18 protein-coding genes and 1 riboswitch are annotated in these 21,140 nt (G+C 32.9%); of the genes, 7 read left to right on the top strand and 11 right to left on the bottom strand.

The window, feature by feature from the left end; all coding sequences use genetic code 11:
- The first annotated feature begins 338 nt into the window (after positions 1–338).
- The 3 genes from SLH48_RS17890 to SLH48_RS17900 all read left to right on the top strand — a co-directional run bounded on the left by SLH48_RS17890 (position 339) and on the right by SLH48_RS17900 (position 2,091).
- Complete coding sequence (locus tag SLH48_RS17890; protein WP_320259260.1) at positions 339–983, top strand: peroxiredoxin-like family protein; 645 nt, start codon at positions 339–341, stop codon at positions 981–983.
- A 310-nt stretch (positions 984–1,293) separates the two neighbouring features.
- A complete protein-coding gene (locus tag SLH48_RS17895) occupies positions 1,294–1,443 on the top strand; it encodes a hypothetical protein (protein WP_320259261.1) in 150 nt (49 codons plus the stop codon).
- A 99-nt stretch (positions 1,444–1,542) separates the two neighbouring features.
- The gene (locus tag SLH48_RS17900) at positions 1,543–2,091 is read left to right on the top strand and encodes a DUF7010 family protein (RefSeq protein WP_320259262.1); all 549 of its coding nucleotides are present in this window, start codon (positions 1,543–1,545) and stop codon (positions 2,089–2,091) included.
- A 187-nt stretch (positions 2,092–2,278) separates the two neighbouring features.
- Here the strand turns inward: SLH48_RS17900 and SLH48_RS17905 are convergent, their stop codons facing one another.
- Positions 2,279–3,571 (bottom strand): hemolysin family protein, encoded by a 1,293-nt coding sequence (locus SLH48_RS17905; protein WP_214484373.1) that lies wholly within the window; start codon positions 3,569–3,571, stop codon positions 2,279–2,281.
- Between the two features lie 470 nt (positions 3,572–4,041).
- A complete protein-coding gene (locus SLH48_RS17910) occupies positions 4,042–4,674 on the bottom strand; it encodes a methylthioribulose 1-phosphate dehydratase (RefSeq protein WP_320259263.1) in 633 nt (210 codons plus the stop codon).
- A 297-nt stretch (positions 4,675–4,971) separates the two neighbouring features.
- A riboswitch (SAM riboswitch) is annotated at positions 4,972–5,116 on the top strand.
- A 92-nt stretch (positions 5,117–5,208) separates the two neighbouring features.
- On the opposite strand from SLH48_RS17910, the gene mtnK reads away from it, so the two are divergent.
- Positions 5,209–6,411 (top strand): S-methyl-5-thioribose kinase, encoded by a 1,203-nt coding sequence (mtnK, locus tag SLH48_RS17915; protein WP_320259264.1) that lies wholly within the window; start codon positions 5,209–5,211, stop codon positions 6,409–6,411.
- Positions 6,408–7,415: an S-methyl-5-thioribose-1-phosphate isomerase gene (gene mtnA / locus SLH48_RS17920; protein ID WP_320259265.1), complete on the top strand. Its 1,008-nt coding sequence runs from the start codon at positions 6,408–6,410 to the stop codon at positions 7,413–7,415. The genes mtnK and mtnA overlap by 4 nt, the downstream gene beginning before the upstream one ends.
- Positions 7,416–7,465: 50 nt before the next feature.
- Here mtnA and SLH48_RS17925 read toward each other — a convergent pair whose 3' ends face one another.
- Together SLH48_RS17925 and SLH48_RS17930 are read right to left on the bottom strand one after the other, a co-directional pair.
- Positions 7,466–10,063 (bottom strand): beta-1,3-glucanase family protein, encoded by a 2,598-nt coding sequence (locus SLH48_RS17925; RefSeq protein WP_320259266.1) that lies wholly within the window; start codon positions 10,061–10,063, stop codon positions 7,466–7,468.
- A 189-nt stretch (positions 10,064–10,252) separates the two neighbouring features.
- Entirely contained in the window at positions 10,253–10,960 is a 708-nt protein-coding gene (locus SLH48_RS17930; RefSeq protein ID WP_320259267.1) for a nitroreductase family protein, read from the bottom strand.
- 737 nt (positions 10,961–11,697) lie between these two features.
- Between SLH48_RS17930 and SLH48_RS17935 the strand changes: the two genes are divergently transcribed.
- Positions 11,698–12,171 carry a hypothetical protein gene (locus SLH48_RS17935; protein ID WP_214484370.1) on the top strand — a complete coding sequence of 158 codons (474 nt, stop codon included), beginning with the start codon at positions 11,698–11,700 and terminating at the stop codon, positions 12,169–12,171.
- Positions 12,172–12,491: 320 nt separating this feature from the next.
- On the opposite strand, the gene SLH48_RS17940 is transcribed toward SLH48_RS17935, so the two are convergent.
- From SLH48_RS17940 to SLH48_RS17955, 4 genes are all read right to left on the bottom strand, one after another.
- Positions 12,492–12,731: a hypothetical protein gene (locus tag SLH48_RS17940; protein WP_320259268.1), complete on the bottom strand. Its 240-nt coding sequence runs from the start codon at positions 12,729–12,731 to the stop codon at positions 12,492–12,494.
- Between the two features lie 213 nt (positions 12,732–12,944).
- Positions 12,945–13,160: a hypothetical protein gene (locus tag SLH48_RS17945; RefSeq protein ID WP_214483181.1), complete on the bottom strand. Its 216-nt coding sequence runs from the start codon at positions 13,158–13,160 to the stop codon at positions 12,945–12,947.
- Positions 13,161–14,029: 869 nt separating this feature from the next.
- The gene (gene hfq, locus SLH48_RS17950) at positions 14,030–14,272 is read right to left on the bottom strand and encodes an RNA chaperone Hfq (protein ID WP_214483180.1); all 243 of its coding nucleotides are present in this window, start codon (positions 14,270–14,272) and stop codon (positions 14,030–14,032) included.
- A gap of 116 nt (positions 14,273–14,388) precedes the next feature.
- Complete coding sequence (locus SLH48_RS17955) at positions 14,389–15,747, bottom strand: erythromycin esterase family protein (protein ID WP_320259269.1); 1,359 nt, start codon at positions 15,745–15,747, stop codon at positions 14,389–14,391.
- A gap of 457 nt (positions 15,748–16,204) precedes the next feature.
- Between SLH48_RS17955 and SLH48_RS17960 the strand changes: the two genes are divergently transcribed.
- The gene (locus SLH48_RS17960; protein ID WP_214483178.1) at positions 16,205–16,726 is read left to right on the top strand and encodes a DinB family protein; all 522 of its coding nucleotides are present in this window, start codon (positions 16,205–16,207) and stop codon (positions 16,724–16,726) included.
- A 337-nt stretch (positions 16,727–17,063) separates the two neighbouring features.
- On the opposite strand, the gene SLH48_RS17965 is transcribed toward SLH48_RS17960, so the two are convergent.
- The 3 genes from SLH48_RS17965 to sph form a co-directional block, all read right to left on the bottom strand.
- Complete coding sequence (locus SLH48_RS17965) at positions 17,064–17,618, bottom strand: GNAT family N-acetyltransferase (RefSeq protein WP_320259270.1); 555 nt, start codon at positions 17,616–17,618, stop codon at positions 17,064–17,066.
- Positions 17,619–17,918: 300 nt separating this feature from the next.
- Positions 17,919–18,530, bottom strand: a complete 612-nt coding sequence (locus tag SLH48_RS17970) for a GNAT family N-acetyltransferase (RefSeq protein WP_320259271.1) — start codon at positions 18,528–18,530, stop codon at positions 17,919–17,921.
- A 457-nt stretch (positions 18,531–18,987) separates the two neighbouring features.
- Positions 18,988–19,941, bottom strand: a complete 954-nt coding sequence (gene sph / locus SLH48_RS17975; protein WP_320259272.1) for a sphingomyelin phosphodiesterase — start codon at positions 19,939–19,941, stop codon at positions 18,988–18,990.
- Positions 19,942–21,140: the final 1,199 nt, after the last annotated feature.

A 21,140-nucleotide genomic window follows, 5' to 3' on the forward strand; every position in this document is an offset into this window, starting at 1 on the left:
AACCTTTCTAAGTACATTTTAAGTACTTAACGTTTTTGTGTCCATAAAACTATACTAACTCCATATGTTATATTTTGTATTTATATAAATTCTTAATTATCCCACCACTACTTTCTTATATTCTCATTTTCTAAATACTAAGATGATCGAATTTATGAGTTAGACGAAAAAACTCCACATTTTAAAAACCGAGTTTATCATATTGAACATTCAATAAACATCGTCGTTCTCACAGTAGATGATAAAGAAATCTCAAATTCAAGACTTATTACTTTAGTAATAGGTCTTTTGACGTTATTATAGTATTTAATAACATTATTATGGAATGGGGTATCAAAATGGGAACACTACAAGCAAGTTTAGACACAATTACACAACAAAGCAAAACAACTATGCCAATGAACGCTTTTACTGTATTAGAAAATTCAATAGCTTCACTTCAACAAACTGGTATTGCTAACGGACTAACTGTTGGTGATAAAGCACGTGATTTTACTTTAACTAATGCAAATGGTAACCAAGTCAATTTATATGAGGAATTAACAAAAGGACCTATCATTTTAACATTTTATCGAGGATCTTGGTGTCCATATTGTAATCGTCAGCTACGTGCATACGAAGAAATACTACCAGACATTAAAAAAATTGGAGGGAGTTTAATTGCCATCAGCCCACAAACTCCAGATAATTCATTAACAATAAAAGAAAAAAATGATTTATCTTATGAAGTAGTTAGTGATTTAAAAGGCTTAACAGCTGCAAAGTATAATGTGTTATTCGATGTTCCACCAGAAGTGAAGGAAGTATATGATCAGTTTGGATTAGATATATCAGAATACAACGGAGGTGGCAACTGGCTTATACCAGTACCTTCAACATTTATGATTGATGAAACTAGTAGAATACGATTTTCATATGTTAACCCAAACTATATGCAACGGTTAGAACCTGAAGACCTGCTTACAGCACTCAGAAACCTCTAAAGTGAAACATACATACATCTAAATCTGTTTATTGGCTTCGTTTGCATTGATTGTTATTTATCTTGGTTAAGGAGATTTAGCACGACATGAATTAAAATCCCTATATAACGTTTTTTTCAAAATGCAATTTTATCTTATATTTTTGCGCTAATTATATTATGTAGCACCCTCTTTTCATGCTTCATACATAGAAATCTACAAATCAGGCGTAGGTATTTCTGTTTTAGGCTTTTTAAACTTTGTTAGTAAGAATTAGCTTGAATAATTTTTTATTATTTACAAACGCTACATGTTAGGAGGGAAGCTACGTATGAAAAAACAACAAAAATCTAAAGAAATTGGTCAAAAAACAGAATCTATGAACCCTATGGACCAAGGATTAAATTTAGTTTCTCAAGTCGTCAATAATACGACAGGTCTTGATGAGGGTAATGATGGAAAATTGAGTAAAACAGATTAAACAAATACCATTCAGGTGTTTGTTTTTTTGTGTTCAAATTTCACCTTAATTTAAGGTGAGGATTTCATGCTATATTTATTTCATTTAAGGAGAATTATTATGAACAGTACGCTCAAAGATATGCAATCAGAACTGATCGTTGAAGCAAAAAAAGGACTCCCTTTCTTACTATCTGGGACAATCGTTTTTTTTATCATCTCACTTTTACCCGTAATTTTCGCAAAAGAGATCATCCATTTCATTTGGTTATTTGGGTTATCCTCCATTTTTCCATTAGGTTTTATAATAAGTAAAATACTCCGCATTAATTTACTTGTAACGCATAATCCTATAGGTATATTAGCATGTATTATTGCTGTTCCTCAGGCTTTTTATATACCTCTTTATATCATTGTATATATACTAATTCCTCAATACTTGCCATTTACTATTGGACTACTCATCGGTTCACACTTTCTTCCTTATGTGTGGATTTATAAAAGTAACGCTTATTTATTTATAACATTAAGTGCTTGTCTATCCTCTATTATATTTGGTTGGATTTTTGTAGATTACGCCTTTACGGTAGTACCATTAGCAAACTTCATCGTATACGGTGTTGGCGCATTACTTATCTTAAGAGAACTGCGAGTTGAATTTGTTTATTAAAAAAGGTAAATATATAAAGCTTTTTCTCATATATGAATGAACATAACGTAAATCGATCGATACTGCTCGCTCTTTATAAATAATTTATCTATCCCGCACAATAGCAACCGTGTGCCCATAAAAAAACATACGGTACATTTTACCGTATGTTTTATGAATAGGTATTTCGTAATTAGAGCTACCTATATTATCGTGGACTAATTTCGATCAGTTTAATTTGGTGGTCATCTATCTCTTTGAGAGTAAAGATATAGCCTTCGTATTCAATGACTTGATTTTCTTGTACGTCTATCTCCTTCGTCAAAATCCACCCACCAATCGTATCGATATCCTCATCATCAATACTCAAATTCAATAATTTATTCACTTCACTAATTAGTACTTTGCCATCAAGTATATAATGGTTATCTTTAATATTTTGAACGTCTGGGGTTTCATCCACATCAAACTCATCCCGGATTTCACCAACAATTTCTTCTAAAATGTCTTCAACGGTAACTAACCCTGACGTACCGCCATATTCATCGATTAATATAGCCATATGAATTTGATCTTTTTGCATTTTTTTCAATAAATCATGAATAGGAATCGTTTCAATTACGTAAATAATCGGTGTGACAAACTCTCTAATCGTTGTGGTGTCTATATCTTTGACATCAAAATATGCTTTAATCATCGATTTAAGATTTATTAAGCCTATAATATGATCTTTATCACCATCAATAACAGGGTATCTCGTATACCTCTCATCTTTCACTTCTCTGAGAAAATCTTGGATGGACAAACTCACATCAAAACTTACGATTTCTGTTCTTGGTATCATAATTTCTCTAGCAATACGGTTATCAAATTCAAAAATATTGTCAACATACTTGTATTCTGATTGATTTATTTCTCCACTCTGATAGCTTTCAGATAGTATGATGCGTAATTCTTCCTCCGAGTGGGCCATTTCATGTTCTGATGCTGGATGCAAACCAAATAATTTAATAACAACCCTAGCTGATCCATTTAATAACCAAATAAAAGGATACATGATTCGATAAAACCATATTAACGGTGTAGCTAATAATAATGTAAGCTTTTCTGCTTTTTGAATCGCTAACGTTTTAGGTGCTAATTCACCAATTACGACGTGTAAATAAGTAATTGTACCGAACGCTATAGCAAATGAGACGATACGTGAAACAGAAGTTGGCATATCAAAATGTTCGAATACTGGGTGTAATAATCTTTCTACTGTTGGCTCACCAACCCAACCAAGTGCTAAAGCTGTAATTGTAATACCCAATTGACAGCTCGATAAGTATTCATCTAAGTTACTCACAACTTTTTTTGCTGCAATCGCTTTTTTATTTCCTACTTGAACTAATTGATCTATGCGGCTCACTCTCACTTTCACGATTGCGAATTCCGCCGCTACAAAGAAACCTGTTAGTCCGATTAAGATTACAATTAAGAATAAATACAATAAGTCAATACTGTCCAATAAAATTACCTTACTTACAATGAAGTAAGGTGTCACCTCCTGAATAAAAATATAAATACCTAGAAATTAGTTCCTTTTTCTGTGCTTTTTTGTCCTGTTTTTTGAACAAGCATATATGCTAATGCAATTATTATATATGATAGTCTAAATTACGACAAGAAACACAACATATAAAACACATACTTTAAAGAAAAAAATAGCAATTTGCAAGAAAAAAACTTCCATCAAAGCTTTTACTACGGGTGTTTTCGCAAAGATTGTTCTTCAATAAATGCTAGCTTGGCACAGATTGTTGCTTTTCGTTCTAAGATATAAACAAAAAGAGCCTGTATAAAACGATGACTTTTAAGTAAAACCATCTTTATCTTCTAGTATAGAAACAATAGCAACAAAGTTTATGAAAATAGCCTTTACTATCTATACGAACATATACGTGAAAGGTTTCACCATTTTAAATATACTTATGATAATATTGTTACATCTCTTTTTAATTGCAGTATTTTGAGGTGGTAACTAAACAAAAATTCGTAGGCTTCTAGTATTTTTTTTGCTTCAAATACGCTTCTTCCCCACACTGTAATCCCATGATTTCTTATGAGTACAGCACCTTTGTCAGCAGTAACGTAAGTACTCAATGAATCTGCTAACAGTGGGATATATGCATCATTTCTTATAATCGGTATTGTAATTTCTGCATCTTCCTCCCATTCATCGAGTGCTTTGATCATTTCTTGTCCATGAAAACTCACTTGTCCTTGCTCTCCATATAGTTCTGATATAACATTATTATCTACCGTATGTATGTGTATACAACATACTGCATTTGATTGTTTATACACTGCGAGATGAAGTGGCGTTTCTGCTGAAGGATATAATTTGGTACTACTCGTAGGGTGTCCTTGTTCATCTACTAATAAAAAATCATCCTTTGTGCGTTGCCGTTTGTCCTTTCCACTTACCGAAATGAGAAATGTTAACGGAGAATCACTTGCTTTGATTGAGAGGTTGCCACTAGTTGCATAAAACCAATCTCTTGAACCTAATTCATCCTTTAAGCTAGCTAATTCATCCCATTTTTCTTGAAAAACGGTCATTTTATCACCTCGACATATTTTTCATTAACTTTATGACTTCTTTTTCTCCTTGATATCATTCGTGTTATATATTGTAGAATCCTGCTCATAGCATCGGTTAATACTTTAACAAACTGTGACAATTCAATTTTCGAATTTAAATATATTTAAGTAATTTGCTAAAACTACACTTAAGTTTCATATATATTTTAAACATTTGAAAAAGTTATTGACAAAGAAAATCACATATTGTTATGATACACTTCATACAAACAAATTTATGGATCGTAATCACACACGAAAATTTTATAAGTTAGTCTCTTATCAAGAGTTGGCTGAGGGATTTGGCCCTATGAAGCCCAGCAACCGACCAAAAAACACCTTAAGGTGGGTAGAACTTTAATGTTCTACAAAGGCACGGTGCTAATTCCAACAGGAAGTAAGACTTTCTGAAAGATAAGAGGTAGAAGTTCGTTCTTCAAGCCTCTTTCGTCCAATAAGAAAGAGGCTTTTTCTAGTTAACATATACAAAATAACGCTTTTTGGGAGGTATTTATGAGTTCAATTCAAAATACTAATTATCAACCGCTAACCGAAAAAAATGCAATTTCTTTAGCCCAAAAATTAAATCTTTTTCCTGAGAAATCATTTTTAACATGTAAGGAAATTGGGGATGGAAACTTAAACCTTGTCTTTCGGATAGTCGATGAGCGTAACAACAAAGGAATCATAATAAAGCAGGCATTACCCTATGCAAAAGTTATTGGTGAAAGCTGGCCGCTTACTTTAAAGCGTGCAACAATCGAAAGCCATGCGTTACTTACCTTTGCAAGTTATTGTCCTGAGCATATTCCAAAGGTTTACTATACCGATGACAAATTGGCAGTTACTGTGATGGAAGATTTATCTCATCTAGACATCGTCAGAAAAGGGTTCATAAATAAAAAATCATATCCATCCCTCTCAACGCATATTGGTACTTTTTTAGCAAAAACATTATTTTTTACTTCTGATTATGCTTTTGGAGCGGAAAAGAAAAAGCAACTACAAAAACAGTTTGTCAATCCTGAGCTGTGTAGAATAACAGAGGATCTCGTATTTACTAACCCTTTCTTTAATCATGACACAAACAACTATGAAAAAGAATTACAAGAAAATATTCAAGCTATGTGGAATGACTCTTTCCTAAAGCTTGAAGTCGCAAAATTAAAAAAAATATTTTTAACGCAAGCTGATGGTATTATTCATGGAGATTTGCACACGGGAAGTATAATTGCCAATGAGGAAGAGACGAGGATCATTGATACTGAATTTTCCTTCTGTGGTCCTATAGGGTTTGATATGGGTATATTTTTCGCAAACCTAATTTTACAAATTTTATCTCGAAAAGATAATGAAAGAAACTACTTATCCAATTGTATTGAAGATACTTGGGACACTTTTAACACAACCTTTGTTAAGCTATGGAAACACCATAGCCTTGAGGCCTTTGCTGAGGTTGAAGGTTTCGTGGAGCACATATTAACACAAGCATTTGCAGACGCTGTTGGTTTTGCTGGATGTGAAATGATTCGCCGTACGATTGGCTTAGCACATGTGGAGGATTTAGATCGCATTACTCCTCACGAGAGAAAGATTCAAGTTAAGTCGACTGCTCTAGAAGTTGGTAGAACACTTATTGTAAATCGCCAAAGTCTAACACATGCTTCAGCAATTCAAGATGTTATTCAACATTCCGAAAGGAGATTTGTAAGATGAAGCAAGTCTCAACTCTTCCTTTATCGGTAGAATGGAAAGACCATTTCATCACAATTTTAGACCAACAAAAGCTACCAGTTGATACAGTTTTTATAAATTTAACTACTCTAGAAGACGTTTATCATGCTATTGCTTCGCTAAAAGTGAGAGGTGCACCAGCAATTGGCATCGTGGCAGCTTTTGGATTAGTGCTAGCTGCACAAAGCTATCATGTACATAGTCTAGTAGATTTTAGAACTAGGCTTGGCAAAGGTCGTGACTATTTAGTAAGTTCACGGCCAACAGCTGTGAACCTAAGTTGGGCATTAGACCGACTCATTTATTCTATTCAACAAGCGACAACAGTTGATGAAGCGATCACAGTATTAACCGATGAGGCCATCAAAATACAACTCGAAGATGAAAGCGCCTGTCGTGAAATTGGTGAGCATGCACTTAATTTATTAGGTGCAAAGCGCCGTATTTTAACAATATGTAATGCAGGCTCTATCGCTACAGCTAGATACGGTACAGCACTTGCTCCGTTTCATCTCGGTAAGGAGCGTGGAATTGACTTTTCCGTGTTCGCGATGGAAACTCGCCCTGTTTTACAAGGGGCGAGGTTAACAACTTGGGAATTAACTCAAGTAGGAATTGATGTTACACTTATCACCGATAATATGGCTGCACATACTATATTGTCAAAAAACGTAGAAGCAATAATCGTTGGAGCAGACAGGATTGCTCGAAACGGTGATACAGCTAATAAAATAGGAACGCTAGGCTTGGCGATTCTTGCACAACACTTCAGCATCCCGTTTTACGTAGCTGCACCACAATCAACATTTGATGATTCAATAATGAACGGAATTGGCATAAAAATAGAAGAACGTCATCATGAAGAAGTTACACATATTGATGGAAAAAAAGTCGCACCGAACGGCATAAATATTTACAACCCTGCTTTTGATATTACGCCTAACGAACTGATCACTGCATTCATCACCGAAAAAGGCATCAAATAAGGGGTCAGATCTCCACTGCTTTACACAGTGGAAATCTGACCCCTTTCAATTTACCAGCCTACACCAATAATTAGTGCTTCTGGATTAGGATGTTCTAGTAGCGTACTGTAATTTCTTACATCATCATAAGCAAAGCCGTATGCTAAACCGTCAATGCTATAATCATGCCAGAATTTAGCATAGAAGTTCGCTGTATCGTTTTGATAGAAGAAATCTGAATTTCCCCAATTAACAGGGTCATACATAATACCTCTATTTAATGCGGCACAAACTTGAGCTTCCACTACTTTCTCATCTGCACTTCCTGTGTCCATCGGTCCTGAACACTCAAAAACTTCAAGTGTCGATGGTTTCCTTGCAATGTTTAAATTGTAAGGTCCACCGTTTTTCGAAAAGACGAAGTTATCTCCCTGAACACGACCACTAAATGTTCCTGCTTCTGCAGTAAAGGTTAATTCATTCGTTCTATAATAATCCCAAACTTCATTCACATAGTTATCAAAATAGTTTTCATATGTTCCTCCTGGCTTAAATTGACCTTTACCTGGAGCAACGATTCTATATGGTTCTTCCACTAATGATTGGAATTCCGATGGCATTTCATTTTTAAATGCACTAAATAACTGGTCACGCGTATATGTTTCACCTACGATTTTATCATACCCATCTGAACCTAGTAATCTATTCGTAATTGGGAAACTAAATTGGTCTACTCGAGTAGAGTTTCCGTGATAACCCCATTGGTCAATTGTAAACTCAATCCATTCGAAATAAATATCTTGGTTAGGATCTGTTGGATTATTTAAATCTGGACCTGCAAATCCTACTCTACCATCTGCTGCTTGATTTAACTTAATATACATTGGACTTCCTAAACTAATAAACATTCTTCCAGAGTCAATCTCTGGCATTGAAGTCCAGTCTACTTCACTCATTTTATAAAAGTAGTTTGGATAGTTTTGACCGTTTTTCGTCAAGTGACCTGGTGCATCATTGTCACTAATTTTACTTTCTATCAAATTTCCATCTTTATCTACATGACTAAGCTGTCCAGTAGCTTTATTGTAACCAAGAATAGCCCAGTAAATTTCATCATCAGAATACTCTCCACCAGTATTATTTTGTAATTGGAATGTCATCACACCATTTCCAGTAGGAATAGTTCCAGGTTCTGGTGTTGGTGTTGGCTCTGGTGTCGGAGTTGGTTCTGTTGGTTCTGTTGGTTCTGTTGGTTCTGTTGGTTCTGTTGGCGTAGCTGAGTTTTTAGTAAATTCAACCCAATTTAAGTTACCGATACCTTCAGCTGCACCTTTAAATACAAAATATACATCATGTGTACCTGTTACATTATTGATAGTGGCAGTGTTTGTAACCCAGTTTTGCCATCCGCCAGTATTTTGAATAGCTACTGTTCCAACTAAAGTTCCAGTAAGGCTATCTAACCTTACTTCAATTGATCCACCTGTTGATTGACTAGCTACTCTAGCTTCAATCCCTTTTGCACCATCGGAACCAAAATTAACATTGTTAAATGCTATATAGTCGCCGTTGTCTGTCCAACCTACATTTTTCCCACTACCTAAATCAGTAGTATCTTCTGTTTGAATACCTTGCATTGAATCGTAGTCTTCTGCTTGTATTTTCTCATAAGCATTGATGGAACTAGGATTCGTTGGTTCTGTTGGTTCTGTTGGTTCTGGCTCTGGAGTTGGTTCAGAAGGTTCTGTTACCACTCCAGTTGAAGTAAGTACCATGTCATCGATACGAACAATTTTCGCAGTCCCTACCCCTTCAAAGCGTAAAAATTTCGCATTTGTCAAATTTGCTTGAAAATCAGCTAAAGGTATAGAAATTGTTTTATAAATGCTTGTTACGCTACCGTAATCAGATAATTTTAGTGAGCGATTTGTTCCATCATTTAATACGATGTTAATATAATCCTCTTCGCCACCATTTGCGCCTTTTAAAGTAAGCTCCAGTGTATCATAAGCAGAAATGTCTTTATTTAAGTGCTGTTCAAATGATTCTGCACTTGTCCTACCATTAAAGAAGAAATACAAATTAGAATTACCTTCTAGATTGTAAGCTCCTCCGTTACGTACAATTGATTCTCCCAAATCATTTGTATTCGTGTTCCACTGTGTTGAAGAGTTAAAATCGTCAATTATTAGTGGCTCAACATCTGGATTTGGTTCAGGTGTTGGTTGTGGCTCCGGCTCTGGTGTCGGCTCCGGAGTTGGTTCAGGTGTCGGCTCTGGAGTTGGCTCTGGTGTCGGCTCCGGAGTTGGTTCTGGTTCTGGCGTTGATCCATGCGTACTATTATATTCTGGTGTGTTATACGCAGGAGTCCCATTATTATATGTGAATGAATAACTAATAACGTCTCCAGATTTCAAACCATCCACTTCATGTGTGAAAGTAGCTCCTGATTTATTCATTCTTACGTTTTGTTGAATACCAGAGTTAATTTTGTAATGAACATCTACCCAGCTTGTATTCACAAAAGACGTAAATGTAATTTGAGATTTTGTTGAGGTTATAGTGTTAACATCATGTTCATAATCAGCTGCTGCTGCAATATTATTATTAAAAAATGGTGATATTATTAATGATAGTGCCATTATCACCGTAAGCACTTTTTTAAACATATCGTTACCTCCGTACAATTATTAATAATAGTTAGTTTACTAGATTTGTTGATATGAAGTTTTGCACAGTAACCTCCTTCCACTCATATATTACGTACCCTTTGTCATTTTAGTGGGGGTCAAAAATAAAAAAACCTAGCGTTTTATTTTTTACGCTAGGTAGCATAGTTTTAATACTATGAAACTCGATTAGAATTTATTCCAAGTTGTAACTTCATCAAGTGGTAAACGAGATTTTGCAAAGCCTACTTGTTTGGCCTTACCAACAGAAATTAACATAACAGGAGAGAAATTTTCTGGAACATTGAATTCTTTGATAAATTGATCAGGGTTAAAACCTCCCATTGGTACTGTATCAAGGCCTTTTGCCTTTGCTGCAAGCATTAATTGCATAGATACGATACCACCATCAATCATCGCTACTCTTGTTGCATCTTCATACGATAGATTTCCATAATGACCATTAATTTGATCTACATAGAATTTTTTAATTTCTTCTGTCATCGCACCTTTGGTTACTAACTCACCATATATTCTTTCTGCGTTTTTATATGCTTCTAGGTCTCCAAGCACTGCTATAACAACTGATGCATCAACGATTTGTTGTTGATTATTTGCAATTGGTAGTAATTGCTCTTTTGATTCTTGATCTTGAATAACAAGAAATCTCCAAGGTTGTAAGTTACTTGAAGAAGGAGCCAAAATTGCAGTCTCTAAAATTTCATTAATATCACTTTCACTCATTTTATATTCTGGATCATAATGACGAATTGAACTTCTTTCTTGTGCAACTGTGAAGAAATTTTGGTCAGTTAGTTCCTTCGGTTTTTCACCACTCATTTTTATTTCTTTAATTTTATTTAAATATTCTTCACTTGCATTTCTACTTTGTGCCATTATTAAATCTCCTTTTATTTAAACTGTATTTATTTCTATTACAGTATAATGTTCTAACTGTAATTTTGTCAAGTACAGTTTGATGAAAGATCTAGAATACTATTTCAAATGTTTGACTCCCCTTTTATAGCAACGAATTCACCTATATTAGGTGTAAAGATAACATTTTATTTTTATTTCTCAAAAAAATCTATTTAAGAAACAATATAGTAACATAACTAGCCCACTATAAAAGATGTCAACCGAGCCCTCCAAATATATGGTACAAACAACGGTAATATGTAATACTGGAGTGACCAGAGGCATTAACAGAGCAGGTATACTTCCTAATGTACATCTTCGAAATCATGTATAAAGGAGAACTGCGTGTTTGGTAGGAATCAACACCCCCTCTCTATCACACTCTTTAAACCCTTCCATGTGAGTACATTTTTTATTTTCTTCCCCTACTTTAGTTATATGAGCTTGTATAATTTTTTCTGTAGTTAATGTTCCTTTGTAATATCAATATACATTATAATAGGATGAAAGTGAGCAAGTGTGGTTCGTTAACGCTCCAACAGAATGGGCAACTGGTGAATCAGGATGGTCTAAACGAGATCTTACTCTAGAAGCGAGGCCTAAATTTTATCAAAGTATTTTTGTATATAGACCAATACTCAAGAAGGAAATACCTTAGGGCTTATAATAAACTTCTATGTTAGTTACACATTAACTAAATAACAAGGGGTAATTTAATGAAACGATTATTTATTACATTCATACAAATCGCAGTACTAATTGGGTGTAGTACTAACCCCCATGACAATATTGATACATTCAGAATTGCAGAATCATATTATGCAGGTGGAGGCTCTGAGGATTTAAGTACTGCTCACTTTCAATATTTTATAACTGTTTATTACAAAGAAGGCATGAACGTTGATATTAATAGCATTGAACCGGTATTAGATGAATGGATAGAGAGTAAAGTGATAAATAAGAGTATTAATAATATTACTGACAATAAAGATGGAAATTTCATAAAAGTAGTTGGTAAAGTGACATTAGATACATGGGGATTTAACAAAGAAACCGCTCCTAAAATAGAAAGAGATGAGAAACCAATTCAAGGGATATCTTTCCAACTGGACAATGGGGAAAAATATAAAGTGACTGGATTTGGAGAATCTACAAGTGTAGATCAATTACCTGAAGAAATTCAGGAGTAGATTTAACTTTACTCTCTCTTATTTGCTTACACAGAAACCTATAATACATTCAAGTCTTAAAGTTCTCTGAGTATGTCTTAAAAAGCAATACGTTACAGTATCATTCTTTACATTCATTATTCTAATGAGTTTTTTCTACTCGTAGATTGATAGTAAAGTTATTAATTTTAAAAGCTTAAACACTAAACCCCGTCTTGGTTTAGACGGTGCAAGCGTTTTTGATTCTTGTTAGGAGAAACTCCTTATTGTTCAATAACGGGAGAACATTTCTTGTAAATTACTAACCTATACATCATACTATTCATTTTAAATAGTTTTAGTTATTCTTCAATAAGCTTTGGTTCCGAAGCATATACAGAATCTGTTGGTCCATTATAGACACTTGGCCAAATTACAACAGTTACACCATCATTAGTTGAAAACGGTTGATCAGTTGTTACTGAGAGATACTGCCAACCAGTTGTAACGTCAACCTTTACACCGGCTGATTCTGTATTATTACGATTTAGAAATTGTATTAGAAGTAATTTAGTTAGAATGGACCACCTACTACTCGCCATAATTAGACTTAGATATTCATAGGATTAAATATGACGACGTTGTGAATATCCGAAATAAATAAAAATAGGTAAAACCCTGTTTTCATCTTTTGTTCTCAGGGTTTCACCTATTTTAATGTTCCGGTAATCAAAACTACTAAAGTTAAAGCTATGATCCAAAAAAGCCAACCTTTTAACACTGGCTTTTTTATATTGTAACTCAACATTGTCACCTCATTTAGCAATTCTACCTCGGTTAGATTTCATCTTTCTATTATTAAGTGCTAATTGCATTTTTGATAAATCCTGTTGGATTCTATCTAAAAGATATTCTGCTTTTCTAATTTCGTCGATAGATTTGTGTGCTCTATTATTAAGTATTTCATCTGAATAAGCAAGCGCTTTCAAAAGTTCTCCGGATAATTTTTCATATTGTTTTACATCTTTCAATATAAATCCTCTCCTATCTCTTCCGTTACCCTTCTATGCCTTGAAAGAGTAGTAAAACGTTACCTTCTTGTAACGTTTTACTATTGAAAAGATATTTTATATAAGCACATGAGGGGAAATTTGGATATTTATTTAATTTTACCAAAATAATAAAAAGTACGCTTTTAGCATGAGAGGCGATTTAGGGAGATAATATACTAGTTTTCTTTAATATACTATGTATTTCTTTATTTTATATAAATATATTTATAATGAATTAAATTTTGTTTTATAATTTTAGAATTTGGTGGGGCAATAGTTTATATCTTGACTATCTTTTTTACCTTTGGCTGCGTTAATGTTTAATGTTGTTTTTCGGATGAATGATTGCGAAACCTTAACTATCAAGGTTTCCAATCATTTTCATCATAATGCAACCCACAAATCTCGCTAAAAACAGTTTGTGTCTCAACATTTACGTTTCACAGCACCTTATCTTTAATATCGGTGACAATATCCTTTTCTCAACATTGAGGTTCCAATATGTCTTCATTCATAACAATGTGTGTTTTATCTATAATATTTGGTTAGTTCTTTTTTTTCATCTCCATAATTGACAACTGTGCGTAGTGCTATTTACATTGAGGTTTGAACAGAAACATGGATATTATATAGTAGTCTTTCTTTCTTGATTGTTCCAGAGCTATTAAACCCTTTCATTAAACTAATAAAGTTAGCCTGATAAACTTCTAACCCGCATCGGTCCGAAACAAAACAGGTAGTAAATAACACTTTCCAATAATAAAACGCTCAGGTTAACCTGAACGTTTTATTGTTAATTAGCATGTTATTTTGGTTTAAAATATCAACCTATATTTAGCTGCAATAGGCTATTTCCTTGTCGCTTGTTTCTTTACTATAGAAGAGCCTTCCATGACTGTGGATATAGCATGTTTATAAACTAATTGTTGTTTTCCTTCTACTTCAGCAAGTACAGTGAAAATGTCAAAATCGATTACCTTACATCGAAACTGAAAACCACTAACCAAGATTATTGTGACAAGTGATTGATTTTCTTTTGCTGTTAAAAGCTGAGTATCTTGTTGATTAATTTGATTTTTATTACTTTTCATACTTCTACCATCTTCCTTTATATTCCATTTTTAGTTTGTATCCAAATAAAATGAACATTTTATTGTGTTTATATGAAAGTTCTTAGCTCTGCTATAACGAATAGACTCCTACAAATTTAATCTTGATGAAATTTAGCAGGATTAACGTTTTTAATTAAAATGAGTCCATCATATTGTTCACTAGGGATAAAGGTTTCTTCATATAACCCCCAAAGCTTACTCGTTCCTTCAGTATTCCACCAATACTTATTAGACATATCATCTTTAATATCAATATTTAAAAAAGTAACTGGATGTCCAGACTGATAAAGATGTTGCTCAATTGAATTTTTTTTATGATCGGTTATTACATCAACAACCTCGCCCTGACCAAGAGTATTTTTCCCATTATACATATAAAGTCCTACTACATATGATTCCTCTATAATCTTTTTAGGTAAATGTTCAACAAAGGTAACAAAAGGTGGGATACCATCACTACTTTCAACTTTAATCTTGGATCTATTTTTCATAATATGAGCATTATGAGCCCATACAACAAACTTTTCATCCGGATACACTTCTTCAAGAAGATACACTAAATTTTGTGACATTAGTTTATCTCTCGGTTCATTATCTCTCTCATTATTACTAAAATATTCATCATTATAGACATCAATAAGGGCGTTCATTCTTTGCTTAAGTATCATTAGAATTAAACTTTTCATGTCATCTTCTAGAAATGTTTGATACTCTCCTTGTTTCACATAGTTAGATAATACATTATACTTCTCAATCAATTCTTCTATATTTTTAACCCACTCACGATTTTCAACATTATTAAAATCTGATCTAATTAATTTTAAAAATTCAACTTCTACATCTCTAAGTTCTTCTGCAAAATCTCTATTTTTATCTTCAAAAAAATTGTATAGTACTTGACTTGTTAATTGTTGTGGTTGTATGTCAACCCCTGCAATTTCAATAGGGGTATTTGAAGTTTTCTGTTCTTTTATGTATTGTAATAACTTTATATTATTATCAGTATACCATATACCCAACAACGCATTTTTTAACGCCTCAGTTGCACTCTTATCTACAAGCATCTCATTTGTAAAATTAACATCGGCTAAACCGCTTTCAAATGCGATAACATTATAATCTAATTCTTCATGTAAGTACTTAATAAGCCTGCCTTTAATTAAATTGTATTCAGCTACCGTGTGTGAGCTTTCTCCGAGCATGACTATTCTTTTATCTTTAAGTACATCCTTTAAAAAAGTCAGATCACCATAATCATCACTTTCTAGTTCAATCCGTTTAAATTCGTTGGCTGCTTCATAGAAATCTGATTTAATCTGCGTCTCATTAAAGACCTCTTGACTACTTTCTCGTTGATTATTTAGTAATTCCTTATTAGCACAGCTAGAATTTAATACTAGATTAATACATACAAAAATAATAATCAAACCTGAGTTTTTTTTAATAAACTTCAAAAGATTCATCCCCTCCTGATTTAATTGATATCACATTTTGTATTAGTTTAGTTTAATAGATAAAAATGGACTTCCATTAAAGAATACAAATTGCTACTAGAATTACTCCAAATCACAACATCATTTTAATTCTATCATAATAATACATTTACTGACATAAATGTAAAGTAAAACCTCTACTCAAAAGAGTAGGGGTAATCTTATAAGCTATTAATTCCTTATACAATTACATTAATTTCAACATCTAAATTTACGTCTGATTCTACTTCACTTACTTCTTCGATTGATACAATTTTCGTTTTATAGTAGCCTCATCTTAAGCGAAAGCCAATTCTGTAGTTGTTAGCTGCTAAATTTGTCACTTTATCATTTAAAATCTCCACACATCCAAAGAGGAATAATCTCATTACACATAGAATAGGTTAATGTTGGTAAATTTTTTTAAGGAGTGAGGTAAATGTTAGAATTTGAATTAAAGAGTATTGAAATGATCAGAAATAAGGTTCTAGCAACAATCGATGGTCTTTCTGATGAACAATTGAATAAAAAAGTATCTGAAGACCGTTGGAGCGTTGCTCAACTACTTAATCATTTATACACGAGTGAACTAGGGTTTACATCTTTAATAAAAGCTGGCTTAGAAAATCCTGAAAGTAAAGAAGCAAAAAAAAGACCTCTATTATTAATGCTAGACAGATCTCAAAAAGTAAAAGTTCCTGATGAACTTGGCCCTACAGATGACTTTATGACCAAAGATAAATTATTACAATGTTTATCAGAATCGAGAGAAGGATTGTTAAAAGTACTCAATGAGATGAATGATAACGAAGACAACTATACGAAAGGAATTCCAAATCCGGTATTTAAATATTTAAATTTGGCTCAATCTGTGGAGTTTATCGGCTTACATGAATTAAGGCATTGGGAACAGCTGAATGAAATAATCATTGATAGCTTTTATGTACCAGTAGCTAATTAAACTCCCACAAAATCACATATTATACACACAGAAATTACACAACTTTATTATTTAATAGGGTTATAGCAATTTTTCATATTGTTTTCCCCTCTCTTATTTAAACACACGTTGTTACGTGTGTTTTTTTCGTTACAAATTATTGTCAACGTACCTTACCTAATGCCCAAGGGCGATTAAACCCTAAATCATATATAGAGCTCAACTACAACTGATAAACAATCCCATCAGTCGGAAAGTATACATTTTTTAGTATCTTGTGACTCAGCTGGCTAGATAACAACTTATGTTTTAAGTTGTTATCTTACCTGCCAAAATTAAGTTGTTATGTTATTATTATTTATTTGTTATAAAGAATATAGTGATAGTATTTTTTGTTCTCAATTACTACAGTATCAATAAAAGTAAAATTACTTTTTACTATTACTCTATTTGAGCTTACATTATTTGTTAAAGCAATAGCATTGAGGGATTTCAGGTTCGTATTGTCAAATAAAAATTTAGTAAATGCCTTCACAGCTTTAGTTGTATAGCCTTTATTTCTATGGTGCATTGATAGAACAAAACCAACCTCCCTATTTGGAGCCGGCAATTCTTCCTTTATAGAAGTCGTTATACAGCCAATAAATGCTTTAGTTTCTTTTAAAATTATCCCTAATTTTAAACTTTTTGTCCCAATATGAGGGACGGACTGTAAGAACTCTCTCCCACCAGGGATTTCCCAGTTTGCTAACCAATCCAATCTTTGTTCTTTCGGTGAGATCCAATCTGGTAAAAACTCAGCAACACCAGGGTGTGTAGTTATTTCGAAATATTCATCTAAATCTTCAATTCTCAATTCTCGTAAATAAATATCCCCACAGTCTATCATAAATTCCATATTTCGCTGTTCCATAGTTCTTCCTCCTTGATGTGAAGGAACACACATAGTAATTTTTATGTCTAATACACAAGTGAACATCACACTTTGGATTGCTACTTTATGTATCTTTACTACATGCACTCTCCTAGTTTGTATATGTAAAATTATAGTGTATAAATTTCAAAAGAAGATTAATAAATTGTAGGCATAAAGACCCCCATATCAGTCTATAATGAATTTTTATCTAATCTAGCTGAAAATTTGTACTTGTAACAACTCCTTCATACTTATATATTCAATGGATTGCCACTTCTTTAGTTTCTTAAACTTTTATCATTCATCAGTAGACTTTAGGATATATATATCCATTTCAACAGATTCTCCGTTTGATGTTTCTTCACTAAATGACGAAATCTTATAAAATTTATTTTTTTCTAATAATGCTATTGATTTACTGTTTAATGAACTCGTAAACGCCTCTATGGATTTAAGTTTCATATCATTAAAGCCATATTCAATAACTTTATTTAGTGCCTCCGACATAATTCCTTTTCCTACGTATTCAGGAAATAATACATATCCTACTTCTGCTTTTGATTGATTCATTGAAATGTTCCAGATAGTAATGGTACCTAATATTTTATTTGTAGATACATCTGCAATAGCCCAAATAATCCACTTATTGTTCTCAACGCCTTTATTCATACGATGAATATAATTTGGGGCTTCTTTAAGGCTTTTGTATACGGGCATATCAACATACTTAAAATTTTCTTTTTTTGACTGAAATTTAAAAATCAAATCTGAATCACTTAATTCAAGTTTTCTTAGTAATAATCTGTTCGTTCTTAGAGTAGGATCTCGATCTACATTCTTTACTGAAGTTGCGAAGGATAAAAGTTCTTTCATACTAGGTTGAATGAAATTTGAATTAATTTCCTTCATAAGAAGCCACCCTTTCTTGCTTAACTTCACCTTTTTCTACATAACCTCATTACCCTATATTAACGTAAAATTTCACAGCCATCTTATTATTATATTAAAACTACAATATTTTAGAAAACAAAATAACATCATAATAGTTATTTTCAAGCTCCCCTAATTTGTACAATTAGTTATTTAACAATCTGCCTTATTGAGGTATAACTATGGATTTTCACATGTTGCCATGATTTTTATATAATTTATAATTTCTATATTTGCCGTTTTCATCATTAACCAACTAAAATGCACATACCCCCATCTGTTTAAGATGGAGGTAAAATAAAGTATTAAACGTTTTGTTAAAGAATGCTTTAACTAGCTATGTTGACCCCTCGATTGCACAAGATCGTCACAGTGTAATTACAATATTTAAGATTAAAAAAGCTTTAATTCCTTCATTGTGTTATTCACATAAATGTTATCTAGAATAGCCTGCAACAGGATAATGATCAGAGTACTCATTATATTCGTTTAAAATCGCAGTCCATACTGGGGATTTTACATTCAACACTTCATTTACCCATAAGGATGGTTGTGCATGATCTTTTTCTACAAAAATATAGTCTAAGTGTTGAGGGCCGAAATCAGGGTACTCATATCCAAGAATACCATTTGTCTCAGGGTCCCATGTAGATGAATGACCTGTATATTCACCTGGTGGATCAACATTTAACGTTTCTAGCATCTCAGTGTACTCTTCCTCATTGTCCATTATAACGTTGAAATCTCCACCCAAAAATACAACTTCTTCAATTGGAATATTTTTTTCTTTTACAAAATTACTAATTTCTTGAAATTGCGTTTGACGGATTGATGCATCCTCACCATCGCCACACCCTGTATCATCTGCTTGTGCATGCGTTCCGATGATATGATAGAAGTAATCATTTTTTTGAATTTTTGCATATACAAAGCCTTTGTTAGCAAAGTAATCCGCACCGCATCCCTTTTCATATACATATTGAATTTGCTCTACTATCGGCCATTTACTAACAATTGAAACTCCACCATCTTCAGGTACAAAATTAGAATAAAAACCTAACGTTTCATCCCAGCCATCCTTACTTCGACCAGAAACAGGAGTTTGGAAAGGGTACTCTTCTTCAAGCTTTGAAAGTAAAGTCTCAGATGCTGAATTATCAAATAATTCATTAAGTATAATTGCATCTTGATTTTTCATATAGTCAGCTTCACCGATCATTTTTGCACGGTCTGCTTGTCCCCAACTAGTTATATACGTTGGTAATAGAAAGACGTTATGTTGCAACAGTTTAAAATCATTTGGATAATTGTCGTTTGCATTTGGCACACTGATTGGAAAAATACTAACAATTGCAAGTATCGAACTTAAAGCCACTATCCACTTCTTCATTTATTTCACTCCTTATTCAGAATTGTCACTTTTCAAATTCTTCTACTCTCCAGTTTCATTGATTCAAATGCTTAGGATCGAATAAAAGAATTATTCAAGGTTAGATTTTCATCCTACAATTTTTTATATTATTAGACAATAAAAAATATTCAAAATAGTTAAATATACATATATTGAAATTAAATAGTTATAGAAAAATTTATGTAAATAATACCAATATGACTCTTTCTACTAACTACTGCTAATTTATTAGACTGAGATCGAAAAATATATATTCGACAATAACCGCAAAGCTATAGTTAATCATGGGCATAACCTGTAGCGTCACTTTTACCGTTTTTATCCCATTCTTCATTTATGGACATTTTTTGATCATCCATTTGATCACAATTTCTAAGTAAATAGCAAAATTCAGGAATGTCAGTTACACTTCATTTAATCTAGGAACACACTGCGGGATATTCTTTATTTCTTCATTCTTCAACGTAAGATTTAGAAATGATTCTCTATTATGTTAAGGAGTAATAGCATTTTGAGAGAAATTTGAAGGTTATAGTAAAAAGTGGAGAGTTAAAACGAAAATTGACCAACACATACGTTAATGTAACGCTAAAATAAAAATAGGTAAAACCCTGTGTCAATGTACTAATCAAGGCTTTACCAATTTAATGAACCTAAAAGCATGAAGACAATAGCTATATCCTTTACTACCAATAAGGAGCTTTTAAGTTTTAATTTTTCTATATTTTGTGACAACCATCTCACCTCATTTAGCAATCCTACTTCGATTAGTGATCTTCTTTCTTCTATTAATAAATAATTGCATAAGCGATAAATCTTGATGAATTCTGTCCAAAAGATACTCTGCTTTCCTTATTTCATCGATAGATTTGCTCGCCCTATTATCAAGAACTCCATCTACATAGCCAATGGTTTTTAATAGTTCTCCAGACATTTTTTCATACTTTTTTACATCTCTAATCTTTAATCCTCTCCCTTCTCATGCCCTAGCCACCTAAACTCCGTAAAATAGGAAGAGCACTTTATAGTGATTTTCTTCCTATAGTGCAAGGTGGGGTTATTATCATTCTACCAAAGTTATTCAAGAGATGATTTTGGCTTGAGAGTCGATTTAGAGAGAGATTGTAGCATTTTTCTTCAAATTTCTATATATTTTTATAGCACTTATTAATATATTT

This window comes from Cytobacillus sp. IB215316, assembly GCF_033963865.1.
GTDB classification, from domain to species: Bacteria; Bacillota; Bacilli; order Bacillales; family SM2101; genus Nanhaiella; species Nanhaiella sioensis.

What these genes read in the sequence shown, in the direction of transcription:
- SLH48_RS17890 (WP_320259260.1), top strand. Translation starts at nt 339, where the DNA reads ATGGGAACACTACAAGCAAGTTTAGACACAATTACACAACAAAGCAAA.
- SLH48_RS17895 (WP_320259261.1), top strand. Translation starts at nt 1,294, where the DNA reads ATGAAAAAACAACAAAAATCTAAAGAAATTGGTCAAAAAACAGAATCT.
- SLH48_RS17900 (WP_320259262.1), top strand. Translation starts at nt 1,543, where the DNA reads ATGAACAGTACGCTCAAAGATATGCAATCAGAACTGATCGTTGAAGCA.
- SLH48_RS17910 (WP_320259263.1), bottom strand. Translation starts at nt 4,674, where the DNA reads ATGACCGTTTTTCAAGAAAAATGGGATGAATTAGCTAGCTTAAAGGAT.
- mtnK (WP_320259264.1), top strand. Translation starts at nt 5,209, where the DNA reads ATGAGTTCAATTCAAAATACTAATTATCAACCGCTAACCGAAAAAAAT.
- mtnA (WP_320259265.1), top strand. Translation starts at nt 6,408, where the DNA reads ATGAAGCAAGTCTCAACTCTTCCTTTATCGGTAGAATGGAAAGACCAT.
- SLH48_RS17925 (WP_320259266.1), bottom strand. Translation starts at nt 10,063, where the DNA reads ATGTTTAAAAAAGTGCTTACGGTGATAATGGCACTATCATTAATAATA.
- SLH48_RS17930 (WP_320259267.1), bottom strand. Translation starts at nt 10,960, where the DNA reads ATGGCACAAAGTAGAAATGCAAGTGAAGAATATTTAAATAAAATTAAA.
- SLH48_RS17935 (WP_214484370.1), top strand. Translation starts at nt 11,698, where the DNA reads ATGAAACGATTATTTATTACATTCATACAAATCGCAGTACTAATTGGG.
- SLH48_RS17940 (WP_320259268.1), bottom strand. Translation starts at nt 12,731, where the DNA reads ATGGCGAGTAGTAGGTGGTCCATTCTAACTAAATTACTTCTAATACAA.
- hfq (WP_214483180.1), bottom strand. Translation starts at nt 14,272, where the DNA reads ATGAAAAGTAATAAAAATCAAATTAATCAACAAGATACTCAGCTTTTA.
- SLH48_RS17960 (WP_214483178.1), top strand. Translation starts at nt 16,205, where the DNA reads ATGTTAGAATTTGAATTAAAGAGTATTGAAATGATCAGAAATAAGGTT.
- SLH48_RS17965 (WP_320259270.1), bottom strand. Translation starts at nt 17,618, where the DNA reads ATGGAACAGCGAAATATGGAATTTATGATAGACTGTGGGGATATTTAT.
- SLH48_RS17970 (WP_320259271.1), bottom strand. Translation starts at nt 18,530, where the DNA reads ATGAAGGAAATTAATTCAAATTTCATTCAACCTAGTATGAAAGAACTT.
- sph (WP_320259272.1), bottom strand. Translation starts at nt 19,941, where the DNA reads ATGAAGAAGTGGATAGTGGCTTTAAGTTCGATACTTGCAATTGTTAGT.